This window comes from Ruegeria sp. G7, assembly GCF_056535465.1.
In genome coordinates, this window is sequence record NZ_JBQFIL010000001.1 from 864,467 (window position 1) to 877,109 (window position 12,643).

Annotated in this window: 11 protein-coding genes; 5 read left to right on the plus strand and 6 right to left on the minus strand. The window is 59.6% G+C overall.

The annotated features are described in order from the left end of the window. Positions 1 to 7 precede the first annotated feature (7 nt). Positions 8 to 1,609, minus strand: coding sequence for a BCCT family transporter (locus ACR3EN_RS04375; RefSeq protein ID WP_480824296.1), 1,602 nt, complete (start codon positions 1,607 to 1,609; stop codon positions 8 to 10). A 425-nt stretch (positions 1,610 to 2,034) separates the two neighbouring features. On the opposite strand from ACR3EN_RS04375, the gene pnp reads away from it, so the two are divergent. Next, positions 2,035 to 4,200, plus strand: a complete 2,166-nt coding sequence (gene pnp, locus ACR3EN_RS04380) for a polyribonucleotide nucleotidyltransferase (RefSeq protein ID WP_480824294.1) — start codon at positions 2,035 to 2,037, stop codon at positions 4,198 to 4,200. A gap of 403 nt (positions 4,201 to 4,603) precedes the next feature. After that, positions 4,604 to 4,915 (plus strand): hypothetical protein, encoded by a 312-nt coding sequence (locus ACR3EN_RS04385; RefSeq protein WP_480918450.1) that lies wholly within the window; start codon positions 4,604 to 4,606, stop codon positions 4,913 to 4,915. Here the strand turns inward: ACR3EN_RS04385 and ACR3EN_RS04390 are convergent. Next, complete coding sequence (locus ACR3EN_RS04390; protein WP_480695596.1) at positions 4,818 to 5,468, minus strand: peroxiredoxin; 651 nt, start codon at positions 5,466 to 5,468, stop codon at positions 4,818 to 4,820. The genes ACR3EN_RS04385 and ACR3EN_RS04390 overlap by 98 nt on opposite strands. A gap of 214 nt (positions 5,469 to 5,682) precedes the next feature. Here ACR3EN_RS04390 and ACR3EN_RS04395 point away from each other — a divergent pair, with 214 nt between their 5' ends. Beyond that, positions 5,683 to 7,122, plus strand: coding sequence for an aldehyde dehydrogenase family protein (locus ACR3EN_RS04395; protein ID WP_480870643.1), 1,440 nt, complete (start codon positions 5,683 to 5,685; stop codon positions 7,120 to 7,122). Positions 7,123 to 7,177: 55 nt separating this feature from the next. Here ACR3EN_RS04395 and ACR3EN_RS04400 read toward each other — a convergent pair whose 3' ends face one another. Then, positions 7,178 to 8,029, minus strand: coding sequence for a methylated-DNA--[protein]-cysteine S-methyltransferase (locus tag ACR3EN_RS04400; protein ID WP_480824290.1), 852 nt, complete (start codon positions 8,027 to 8,029; stop codon positions 7,178 to 7,180). Positions 8,030 to 8,148: 119 nt separating this feature from the next. Between ACR3EN_RS04400 and nth the strand changes: the two genes are divergently transcribed. Together nth and ACR3EN_RS04410 are read left to right on the plus strand one after the other, a co-directional pair. Beyond that, positions 8,149 to 8,793 (plus strand): endonuclease III, encoded by a 645-nt coding sequence (gene nth, locus ACR3EN_RS04405; protein WP_480824288.1) that lies wholly within the window; start codon positions 8,149 to 8,151, stop codon positions 8,791 to 8,793. Next, the gene (locus tag ACR3EN_RS04410; RefSeq protein ID WP_480824286.1) at positions 8,790 to 9,779 is read left to right on the plus strand and encodes an adenosine kinase; all 990 of its coding nucleotides are present in this window, start codon (positions 8,790 to 8,792) and stop codon (positions 9,777 to 9,779) included. The genes nth and ACR3EN_RS04410 overlap by 4 nt, the downstream gene beginning before the upstream one ends. Before the next feature lie 17 nt (positions 9,780 to 9,796). Here the strand turns inward: ACR3EN_RS04410 and ACR3EN_RS04415 are convergent, their stop codons facing one another. The 3 genes from ACR3EN_RS04415 to ACR3EN_RS04425 form a co-directional block, all read right to left on the minus strand. Next, the gene (locus tag ACR3EN_RS04415) at positions 9,797 to 10,636 is read right to left on the minus strand and encodes a DUF547 domain-containing protein (RefSeq protein WP_480824284.1); all 840 of its coding nucleotides are present in this window, start codon (positions 10,634 to 10,636) and stop codon (positions 9,797 to 9,799) included. Then, positions 10,633 to 12,018 (minus strand): radical SAM protein, encoded by a 1,386-nt coding sequence (locus tag ACR3EN_RS04420; RefSeq protein WP_480824282.1) that lies wholly within the window; start codon positions 12,016 to 12,018, stop codon positions 10,633 to 10,635. The genes ACR3EN_RS04415 and ACR3EN_RS04420 overlap by 4 nt, the downstream gene beginning before the upstream one ends. A gap of 77 nt (positions 12,019 to 12,095) precedes the next feature. Further along, positions 12,096 to 12,581: an RNA pyrophosphohydrolase gene (locus tag ACR3EN_RS04425; protein ID WP_480824280.1), complete on the minus strand. Its 486-nt coding sequence runs from the start codon at positions 12,579 to 12,581 to the stop codon at positions 12,096 to 12,098. Between the last annotated feature and the right edge of the window lie 62 nt (positions 12,582 to 12,643).

The window sequence follows — 12,643 nt, forward strand, 5'->3', positions numbered from 1 at the left end:
TCCAAGACTACATTTTCGCCTTTTCCGATTTCAGCGCCAGCCACAGGCAATAGCACATCATCAGTACCACCAGCGTGAACGGGATACCGGTCGAGACCGCAGCCCCTTGCAGAGCAGCAAGACCGCCACCCAAGAGCAGCGCGATGGCGACCAGACCCTCCAGCGTACACCAGAACACACGCTGGATCACGGGCGCGTCCATCTTGCCGCCAGCCGTGATCGTGTCGATCACCAGCGAGCCGGAATCGGACGAGGTGACAAAGAACACCACGATCAGGATCAGCGCGATGGGTGCAATGATGCCGTAAAACGGCAGCTCTTTGAGGAAGCCAAACAACGCGCCTTCGGGGGCATAGCTGTCGATCACCGTGGCACGGACACCTTCGGCACCGCCTGCGTTCAGCATATCGATGGCGGCTCCGCCAAAGGTCGACATCCACAGCGCACAGACCGCCGTCGGCGCGAGCAGCGCGCAGATGACGAACTCACGCACCGTGCGGCCCTTCGAGATGCGGGCGATGAACATGCCCACAAACGGCGACCATGCGATCCACCAGGCCCAGTAGAACGTTGTCCAGCCGTGGAAATAGCTGGTGTCTTCTCGTCCGAACGGATTCGACAGCGCCGGTAGATGTAACACGTAATCCACCATCACGTTGAAGTACCGCGCAATGGCGGTGCCGACGCCGGTGACCACGATAACAAAGATGAACAGACCCACGGCCATGATCATGTTGATCTCGCTCAGCCGTTTGACGCCCGCATCCATGCCCAGCAGGACCGAGCCCAGCGCAATCAGCGTGATGCCGATGATCAGCAGGACCACGACCGTTGGGCTGGGTTCGATGCCGAACACCTCGTAGAGGCCAGCGGCAACCTGTTGCGCGCCCAGACCCAGCGATGTGGTCAGACCGAATAGCGTGGCAAAGACCGCCAGCGTGTCGATCATATGGCCCCACCAGCCCCAGACACGCTCGCCCAGAATCGGATAAAAGGCCGAGCGCAGGGTCAGCGGCAGGTTGAGATTGTAGGCAAAGATCGCAAGGCTCAGGCCCACGGCCGCATAGACCGCCCAGCCTTCGAGGCCCCAATGGTGGATGGTCCCGACGATGCCTGCATATTCATTACCGGGAACCGCGATATCGATACCCAGCGGCGCAGCGTTGCCACCTTCTGCGAAGTTGTAATAGACCGGTTCCATCACGCCAAAGAACAACAGCCCGATGCCGATACCGGCGGCGAACATCATCGCGATCCATCCGGCATAGGAATAGTCGGGCTTGGCATCCTTACCACCGATCCGCACCTTGCCCACCGGCAGGATGATCAGTGCCAGACAGAACAGAGTGATCGCGTTGACCGACAGGACAAGGAACCAGTCGAAGGTGCTGGTCAGCCAGGGCCGGAGCCAGCCAAAGAACGCGGCAGCTTCCTCTTGATTGGCCAGAGCGATCAGAACGAACGCGAAAATCAGCACGCTCGAAATCAAAAAGACCGGGTTGTGGATGTCCAGACCGAACGGTCGGACATTGTCTTGCCCAAGCTCATATTCGGTCTCGAAGTCATAAATCCGCGGATCCGGATCCAGCATTTTCTTGGTTTGAGCCATTCGTTTGCCCTTCTGTTTGCTAAGTGCAAACGCCAAGGTGTTCGGCCGGCGGGCGTATAAGATAGTGCTGTCCCTGGCGTCATTCCGTCTGTTCTACCGCGGGCCTTAGGATAACAGCCTATACCGACATCGAAATTTCACAAAACGTATTCCATTTTTGAAATGTATTGAACACTGGAACTCGGTGTCAATGGTCATTCGACATCCAGCCCCAACGCCTGATCGCGGCGCATTGACTACCGGTCTGAACTGTGACCGGTTCCCCTTTCCTTTCAACACATTCTCATGTATGCGCGCGGGTATCTGAGACGTTGTGCCCTGACCCCGGCACTCGAATGGAAGATAAAGTGGGGTCGGCGGCAATGGGGCCGCCATGCAAACCGGAGACCCGCAGGGGCGGGAGTGCTCCGTTCTAGGATACGCATATGTTTGATGTAACAAAGAAATCTATGCAGTGGGGCGAAGAGACGCTGACACTGGAAACCGGCAAGGTTGCCCGTCAGGCTGACGGCAGCGTGATTGCCACGCTGGGTGAAACCAGCGTCATGGCAAACGTGACCTTTGCACGGGCGCAAAAACCCGGTCAGGACTTTTTCCCGCTGACCGTCCACTATCAGGAAAAATACTATGCCGCCGGTAAGGTTCCGGGTGGCTTTTTCAAGCGCGAGGCGCGCCCGACCGAGAAAGAGACGCTGACCGCGCGTCTGATCGACCGTCCGATCCGCCCGCTGTTCGTTGACGGCTTCAAAAACGAAGTTCTGGTGATGTGCACCGTACTGAGCCACGATCTGGTCAACGATCCCGACATCGTTGCGATGATCGCGGCGTCCGCTGCTCTGACCATTTCCGGCGCGCCGTTCATGGGCCCGATCGCCGGTGCCCGCGTTGGTTTCGTGGATGGCGAATACGTCCTGAACCCGACCGTGGACGACATGCAGGACCTGCGCCTGAACCCCGAACAGCGTCTGGATCTGGTTGTTGCCGGCACCAAAGACGCCGTGATGATGGTGGAATCCGAAGCCTACGAGCTGTCCGAGGCCGAAATGCTGGGCGCGGTGAACTTCGCGCACGCGCAGATTCAGCCGGTGATCGACCTGATCATTTCGCTGGCCGAAGAAGCTGCGAAAGAGCCGTTTGACTTCCAGGCACCGGATTACTCGGACCTGTATGCAGATGTTAAAGGTGTTGGCGAAGAGCAGATGCGCGCGGCATACTCCATCGCCGACAAGCAAGAGCGCACCGCCGCTGTTGCTGCTGCTCGTGCATCTATTATCGACCAAATTGAAGTCAAAGCAAAACTGGCTGATGAAGAACCGGATACGGCTGCACTGAGTTCTTGCATCAAAAAGCTGGAAGCCGGCATTCTGCGCGGCGACGTCGTCAAAGGCGGCAAGCGGATCGACGGTCGTTCGACCACCGACATCCGTTCGATCGTTGCGGAAACCTCGATGCTGCCGCGGACCCACGGTTCCGCCCTGTTCACCCGTGGTGAAACGCAGGCGCTGGCCGTGACCACGCTGGGCACCGGTGACGATGAGCAGTTCATCGACGCGCTGCATGGCAACTTCAAATCGAACTTCCTGCTGCATTACAACTTCCCTCCGTATTCGGTTGGTGAAGTTGGCCGTGTGGGTGGCCCCGGCCGTCGTGAGATCGGCCACGGCAAGCTGGCATGGCGCGCCCTGCAGGCGGTTCTGCCTGCGGCGACCGACTTCCCCTACACGATCCGCATCGTGTCCGAGATCACCGAATCCAACGGCTCCAGCTCGATGGCGTCGGTCTGCGGCGGTTCGCTGTCGATGATGGATGCGGGCGTTCCGCTGAAAGCACCGGTTGCCGGTGTGGCCATGGGCCTGATCCTGGAAGATGACGGCGAATACGCCATCCTGTCGGACATTCTGGGTGACGAAGACCACCTGGGCGACATGGACTTCAAAGTGGCGGGTACCGAAAACGGCATCACCTCGCTGCAGATGGACATCAAGGTCGCGGGCATCACGCCCGAGATCATGGAGAAAGCCCTGGCGCAAGCCAAGGACGGCCGGATGCACATCCTGGGCGAGATGGGCAAAGCCCTGTCCGAGACCAACGAATTCTCGGTCCACGCCCCGCGCATCGAGACCATGAACATTCCGACCGACAAGATCCGCGAAGTGATCGGTTCGGGTGGTAAGGTCATCCGCGAAATCGTCGAGGTTTCGGGTGCCAAGGTCGACATCAACGACGACGGCGTGATCAAGATCGCCTCGCCCGACGGTGAATCGATCAAGAAAGCCTATGAGATGATCCACTCGATCGTTGCTGAGCCGGAAGAGGGTCAGATCTATACCGGTAAAGTGGTCAAGATCGTCGACTTCGGTGCCTTCGTGAACTTCTTTGGCAAGCGCGACGGTCTGGTGCACGTGTCCCAGATCGAAAACCGCCGCCTGAACCATCCGTCGGATGTTCTGAAGGAAGGTCAGGAAGTAAAGGTCAAGCTGCTGGGCTTTGACGACCGCGGTAAGGTCCGCCTGTCGATGAAAGTCGTCGATCAGGAAACCGGCGAAGAGATCGTGCCCGAGAAGAAAGAAAAGAAGGAAGACGCTGAGTAATCAGCGCCTATCTATACACGAAAACTGAAAGACCCCGGCAATTGCCGGGGTCTTTTCTTTTAGAATAAACAGACACTTCTCCGACTTTCTATTAAGACATTGTCCCATATCACAGCCACCCTAATCGTGACGTGCGATTCTCCAACCCAAGTTGAACCCGTAGCCATCCACTCAGGCGCATAGCTCAGAACATCTAAACCGGCTCTTCGGGCCACCCCAGATTGATGAGCATGGATATGGTACTCAGTGCCCCCGCGAACGCATCATCCAGACCAGCAGCTTCGAGCTGATCGACTAGACTGCAAAAACCCTCATACGCTGCGCGTCATTTATGCATCCCTGCACGAATTCCCTGCCGTGATGATCACCTGTCCCCTGCCGATGGCTGCGAGGGACAACTTCTCTGGGCTCGGCACACGCGCTGAATCTCGGGCTGACCCTGACCTACACGGTGTACACCTATGTGTTTCACATCACCTTTGACCGCATCCGCCCCGTAGACAAAACAGCGAAGGTCATGCGCGCATCCGCAGCTTCATCTGGCCAAAAATATCCTCGGGGGGAATCGCGCCTCTGGCGCGATGGGGGGCAGACAGCCCCCTTTACCTGGCCTCAGCTCAGGACGGCGCTTTGGTCTTGCGCAGATAGGGAAAGATCGTCTCGAACTCGCCGAACTTCTCTTTGGCATCTTCGTTCGAAACAGCAGGCGGGATAATCACATCCTCACCTGGCACCCAGTTCGCGGGCGTCGCAACGCCCTTGGACGACATCTGCAACCCGTCCAGCGCGCGCAGGATCTCGGCAAAGTTCCGGCCCACGGTCATCGGATAGGTCATCGACAGCTTCAGCTGCTTGTCCGGCCCGATGATAAAGACCGAGCGCACGGTGGCGCTGTCAGCGGGAGTGCGACCGTCAGGCAGGTAGGCCTCGGCAGGCAGCATGTCGAAGGCTTTGGACACGGCCAGACCGTCATCAGCAATGATCGGGAAGCCAGGATTGGCATTACCGTAAGCCTCGATATCTTTCTTCCACTTCTTGTGGTCCTCAACACCGTCAACAGACACACCAATCACCTTGGTCCCCCGCGCCGCCCATTCGTCGTTCAACTGCGCCACAGCCGAGAACTCGGTGGTGCAGACGGGGGTGAAATCCTTGGGATGCGAGAACAGGATTGCCCAGCTGTCGCCGATCCAGTCGTGGAACTGAATGGTGCCCTGATCCGTTTCTGCGGTGAAATTCGGAACTGTATCATTGATGCGCAAACCCATGGGGCATCTCCTCTGCTGGTATGTAAACCGAGTCGGTCGCAGCAAACTTAATCACTTTGGCCGCAGGTTAAAGCTCTCAGATTTGACGTCAGGTAAATTCATATATCGCAATGCCCGGATCACAGCTTTCCCTTGCCCCGCCCTTTCAGCAGTGACAGAGTAGCCAACAAAACCGACCGTACGGTCGAATGTAATGTGTTGCGGAGGCTCTCTCATGATCGAAAAACGTGATTTCTATATCAACGGCCAATGGGTCTCGCCGGCGGCGGCCAACGACTTTCAGGTCATCGACCCGTCGACAGAAGAGCCCTGCGCGGTGATCTCACTGGGCAGTGCGGCGGATACCGACGCTGCCGTCGCCGCCGCCAGAGCCGCCCTGCCCGGCTGGATGGAGACCCCGGTCGCGGACCGTATCGCGCTGGTGGAAAAACTGGTCGACATCTATGCGACGCGCTCGGAAGATTTGGCGCAGGCGATGTCACTCGAAATGGGCGCGCCGATTGACATGGCGCGCACGCAGCAATCGGGTGCAGGCATCTATCACCTGAAAAACTTCATCCGTGCCGCCAAAGGGTTCCCCTTCGAACGCCCGCTGGGTGATCACGCCCCGAATGACCGGATCATCTATGAGGCCGTGGGCGTAGCCGCCCTGATTACCCCGTGGAACTGGCCGATGAACCAGATCACGCTCAAGGTGGGCGCAGCGGCGATCGCGGGCTGCACAATGGTGCTGAAACCGTCCGAGCAAAGCCCGCTGAACGCGATGATCTTTGCCGAGATGATGGACGAGGCCGGTTTCCCGGCGGGTGTGTTCAACCTTGTGAACGGGGATGGCGCGGGCGTGGGGTCTCAGCTGTCGGGCCATCCGGATGTGGATATGGTCAGCTTTACGGGCTCGACCCGCGCGGGCACCGCGATTTCCAAGAATGCCGCCGATACCTTGAAGAAGGTGCATCTGGAACTGGGTGGCAAGGGCGCGAATGTGGTTTTTGCCGATGCGGATGAAAAGGCGGTCAAGCGCGGCGTGTTGCATATGATGAACAACACCGGTCAAAGCTGTAACGCGCCCAGCCGGATGCTGGTGCAGCGGCCGATCTATGATCAGGCGGTGGAAACGGCGGCCGAGGTGGCAAACAAGGTCTCGGTCGGGCCCGCCCTGGAAGAAGGTCGTCACATCGGCCCCGTTGTGAACGAGGTGCAGTGGACCAAGATTCAGGACCTGATCCAGAAGGGTATCGACGAAGGCGCACGTCTTGTCGCCGGTGGCACCGGGCGGCCCGAAGGTTTGAACAAGGGTTACTATGTGCGTCCTACTGTCTTTGCCGACGCCAACAACCAGATGACCATCGCGCGCGAGGAAATCTTTGGTCCGGTCCTGACCATGATCCCCTTCGACACCGAGGACGAGGCCATCGAGATCGCCAATGACACGCCTTACGGGCTGACCAATTATGTCCAGACGCAGGACGGTGCCCGGGCAAATCGCATGGCCCGCGCCTTGCGGTCCGGCATGGTTGAAATGAACGGCCAATCACGCAGCGCAGGCTCTCCTTTCGGAGGGATGAAGCAATCCGGCAACGGGCGCGAAGGCGGGGTATTTGGGCTTGAGGATTTTCTTGAAGTCAAAGCCGTTGGCGGTTGGGCGGCCGAATAACCCAGATCAAACGTGATCCAGTTGTGAGGCACCCTAGGGTGCCTCGCTTTATTTCTCAGGCATCCGCCTGAGCAGCCTCATAGGCCAGCATGGCGCGCTTGACGGGCAGGCCCCAGTGATAGCCCCCCAATCCGCCTGACTTGCGCAAGGCGCGATGGCACGGGATCAGCCAACTGACAGGGTTGCGCCCCACAGCCGTTCCCACAGCGCGCACGGCCTGAGGGGACCCCACGCGTTGCGCGATTTCGGAATAGGTCGTGACCTGCCCTGAAGGAATATGCATCAGCGCCTCCCACACTTTGATCTGCAAGGGCGAGCCAATCAGGTACAACGGTGTCGGCTCCAACCGGTCATTGGCGGCACCAAAAGCGCTCAGCACCCAAGGGCGCAGATGCATCGGATCTTCCACAAACTCGGCCAACGGCCAGCGCGAAAGCATATCTTCCATTGCCGCTTCCTCGCCGGTTTCTGCGCCGAAAGCCATACCGCAGATGCCTTTGTCCGTACCCATAACCAATGCCGGGCCAAAGGGACTTTCGAACCAGCCCCAGTAAATCGTCAGCCCTGCGCCTTTGCGCGCGTATTCGCCGGGGCTCATGGATTCCCATTTCAGGAACAGATCGTGCAGACGGCCACTCCCTGACAGGCCCACGTTGTGCGCGGTCTCTAGCGTTGTGAACCGTTCGCGCAACAGCGCCTTGGCATGACCCAGTGTCAGATATTGCTGATAGCGTTTCGGCGATACACCAGTCCACCGTGAGAACAGCCGCTGGAAATGGGCAGGGCTCATATCCATCTGGCTGGCCAGTTCCTCAAGGCTCAGGGTTTCGCCACCCTGATCAATCAGGTCAATTGCCCGGCGCATGACATTATAATGGTATCCGCTTTCGGGGGTCTGGACATTCATGGGACTCACCTCATTCCTGATGACCGGACCATAGCGTCCCCCTCACGCCCCCGCGACCCGGAACTTGCGCATTGGCTTTGGGCTTGTGTCATCGCCCGGCGGGCGGCATTAAGGCGCGGATGGCAAAGCAACTCGACTACCACACGATCCGCGAGATCTTTACGCGTTTCCACGACGCCGACCCCGAACCCAAGGGCGAGCTGGAGCATGTGAACGTCTATACTCTGGTCGTCGCGGTGGCGCTTTCGGCGCAGGCGACAGATGCCGGGGTCAACAAGGCGACGCGTGAGCTGTTCAAGATCGCCGACACCCCGCAAAAAATGCTGGATCTGGGCGAAGAGGGGCTGACCGAGCACATCAAGACCATCGGCCTGTTCCGCCAAAAGGCGAAGAACGTCATCAAACTCAGCCGCATTCTGGTCGAGGACTATGGCGGCGAAGTGCCCAATTCCCGCGCAGCACTACAATCGTTGCCGGGTGTAGGGCGCAAGACGGCCAATGTGGTGCTGAATATGTGGTGGCGTTATCCGGCGCAGGCGGTGGACACGCATATCTTTCGCGTCGGCAACCGCACCGGCATCTGCCCCGGCAAACACGTGGACGCGGTAGAACGCGCCATCGAGGATAACATCCCGACCGACTTTCAACTCCATGCGCATCACTGGCTGATCCTGCATGGGCGGTACCATTGCAAGGCGCGCAAGCCGCAATGCCCGACCTGCATCATCCGTGATCTCTGTCAATTCGAGGATAAGACCCAATGAACACCTACCAACTGACCGGCATCGGAAACGCCGTTGTGGACGTGATTTCGCAGGCCGATGACAGTTTTCTGGAACTGATGGGCATCGAAAAGGGCATCATGCAGCTGATCGAGCAGGAGCGCGGCGAGGTGCTGTATGCCTCGATGGAAGGTCGGGTGCAGACGCCCGGCGGCTCGGTTGCGAATACGATTGCCGGGGCGGGTGCGCTGGGGCTTGAGGCCGCGTTCATCGGGCGCGTGCATGACGACGCGTTGGGCCGGTTTTACGCGGATGCGATGAACGAGGACGGGGTCGATTTCGTGAACCCCCCGGTCCCGGGGGGCGAGCTGCCGACCTCGCGGTCGATGATCTTCGTCTCGCCCGATGGCGAGCGGTCGATGAACACCTATCTGGGGATTTCGTCGGAACTGTCATCGCAGGACGTTTCCAGCGAGGTGGCGGGCAACAGTCAGATCATGTTCCTTGAGGGCTATTTGTTCGACAAGGAAAAGGGCAAGGCCGCATTTCTTGAGGCGGCGCGAAACTGTCACGCAGGCGGCGGCAAAGCCGGGATCGCGATTTCCGATCCGTTCTGTGTGGAACGTCACCGGGTCGATTTCCTGCTGCTGATCGAGAATGAGCTGGATTTCGTGATCGGCAACGAGGCCGAGATCAAATCGCTGTTCGAGACCGACGATCTGGAAGAGGCGCTGGCAAAGACCGCCGCGATCTGTCCGCTGGTTGTGTGTACGCGGTCCGGGGATGGAGTGACCGTGCTGTCGGACGGGCAACGCATTGATGTACCCGTCGAAAAGGTGGTGCCGGTGGACGCGACCGGCGCGGGCGATCAGTTTGCCGCCGGGTTCCTGTTCGGCATGGCCACGGGGCGCGATTACGAGACCTGCGCGAAGATCGGCAATGTCTGCGCCCGCGAGGTGATCAGCCATATCGGACCGCGCCCCGAAGCGAATATGCTGGATCTGCTGCGCGCCGAAGGGTTGCTATAAAGCGCTGAGCCGCGCCGCTAAGACCCCGCTGCCGCGTCGTTCAAGGCCCAATCATACTCATAGGCACTCACGCGCGCCGCCCCTTGCAGCCGTGCGCGCAATTCTGGCTCGGCTGCGGTTTCCAGATAGGCAATCACGGCCTTCTCATTCGCCCCGAAATCTTCGCGAAACCAGATATAGATCTTCGACAGGATGAGCCGCCCGCGCCCGTCATAGCGCACACCGCGCGGATCATTGACATAGGCGCGTTCGGCAGCGGCAAAGTCGCGCTCTAGCGTCTGTGCTTGCCAGGCGCGATTCATCAGATTGGGACATCCAACCGCCGCACAATTCAGCGCGTAATGGATACGCGGTTCGTCGAATGTCGGGCGGATGATGCGGTGTTCGATCTCGTTCAGCGTCAGGCTCTGCCCAGAGACCCGCGCCACGGGCCGATCCCATGGTCCAAAGGAAAACGCCCCATCCGTGATATCGCGGATCGAAGCGACAGGGTAGTTTTCAAGGATCAGGTCAACTGTCAGCGCGTTATAGAGGTTGATCCAGTAAGCAAGTTGCTGATCCCGGCCCAGCTCTGCCGGATCGACGCTTTGCAGAGTTGTCAGATAGCCATCCAGTCGCGCGCGGTCGGCCTTTGACACCTGCCCATAAGCCACACGGTTGACGCCCTGCGGATCGGTCGCAACATAGCGGTTCAGAAAAGTGCTCCAGTCGCGGTGGTCGACCCGCTCTCCGGGTGGGGGCGCAGTCCGGGTCAGGGCGGTGTTCTCAAGCGGTGTGGGCGCTGGCAGCGCCAAACGTTCGACACTGGCACAGGCGGCAAGCAGCGGAAGAAGCAGCAGGATCAGCAGATTTCTCATGAGGCGGCCTTCTGGTTTGCGCGTTTCGCCCGAAGCTGCCCTTTGAGCTTTTTCAGCGGAGCCAGCGCGGGGTCGTTCAGGTCCGGTAGGTTCGGATTTGTGGACAAATCGCGCGCCGCAGCGTTCCACCAACGCGGGCCATCGTCGCTGTCGACGCGATCGGGCGCTGCAAGATGCAGATCGCGTTGCGCATTGTGAACGCACATCGACAGTGGGCCGTTGGCAGTTGCGACCATAAAGACGCACGAGGCACAGCGGTCTTCTTCCAGCGCGTCAGCCGCCATGAAGTTGTGAATGAACACCGACTGCCGGCGCAGGGGCCCCCGCAGCAATCCTGCTCCAAGGCGCAGCGCACAGCCCGCGAGGTGAGCGGCGGCGCGCAGTGCCAGCATTGGGCGCCGCAGCGCCAAAAGCCGCACACTGTCATGGATGTCCAGATGCCCATCCTCCGAGCAATCCTGCTGTTCCAACGCCTCGATCACGCGATGAACAAGGCGCCGGTCGGACAAGGTTGACCGCGCTTTGCCTCCGGCCGCGAACACGCTGGCATAGCGGTTGCATTTGGAATGACCCACTGCAGCGGAATCGAAGTGCAGCGGGGTTTCGTATCCCTCTTCGATCGCGCGTATGACGCTGTCCTGCGTGATGATGTCAGGCCGTTCGCGCAAAACACCGCGCCCTGTGTCGGCCTGCATCTGGAACGAGACGAATGCCACATCGGGCTGATCGCGCAGAAAACGCGAAATTGCAGGGAGTTCCGCAAAATTACCCTCGAACACGGTGGTGTTAAACAGTAGACGCAAGCCCAACCCCTCGGCCCGACGGATATATGCGCGCCGCACCGTGTTCAGCTCGACCTCGGTCTCGAAACCCTTTCGTTCCTGCGTCAGATCGACGTGAAAGGCCACATCGTCCAGCCCTGCCGCCGCCAGCCGGGTCAGCGCCGCACGGCTGGCACGAATGCCGTTGGTCATCAGGCAGGATCGCATCCCCAGCCGGCGAATCTCGCGGCACAACGCCTCAAGATCCTCGACCTTGCGCAGGGTCGGGTCGCCGCCGGTCAACTGGACGGAAACGCCAGGCCCATAATGGCTGTGGATCGTGGCCAGCCGTGCAAACAGGACCGAGAGCGGGGGGTCATAGGTCATCTCGGCCCGGTCCGAGAGGTAACAAAGCGTGCAATCCAGATTGCAGCGCTGAGTGACCTCAAGCGCGACGCAGGCGATGGGGTAGAACCGCCCGGCGGTCTGGCCGGGTCCGTATTCGCCTGCGGACCACAGGCCATCACGCAGCGGCGTACGGCGATCAGCCCCATGGAATTGGCGACCTGCGGGCGCCGTTCCGACAACGTCTGAGATTTGGTGATCTGCGGTATCTTTCATGCCCCAAAGGCTAGTGAGGCATGAGGTCCGGCGCTATGCCGCTCACGGCAAGTTGTCAGTTCATGAGGTCGAGGTGATCAGCGCAGATGCGCGGCAAAGGCCGCTACCACCTGTTCATAGACCGCACGCTTGAAAGGCACGATTTCCGCGACGAGGCGCGCAGGCTCCTGCCATTTCCATCGGGTAAATTCCGGGTGATCGGTTGCGATGTTGATCTGGTCGTCGCGGCCCGTAAAGCGCATCAGATACCATTTCTGCTCTTGCCCGCGATAGCGGCCTTTCCAGATTTTGGGCACGATGTCATGTGGCAGATCATAAGGCAGCCAGCCATCTGTCTCGGCGATGATGTCGACCAGATCGGGGGTCACGCCAGTTTCCTCCCACAGCTCACGCAGGGCCGCGTCGCGTGGGTCTTCACCTTTGTCCACGCCGCCCTGAGGCATTTGCCAGGCGTCCTTGTGGCGATCGTTACGCTGGCCGACAAATATCCGACCCTCGGCATTCATCAGCATCAGCCCGACGCAGGGGCGATAGGGCAGTTTGGCAATCTGGTCGGGGGTCATGCGGGGCCTCGTGAATTCGCTTTGCATCGTCTCTAGCAAGCAGTGCGGCAAAGGCAAAGGGA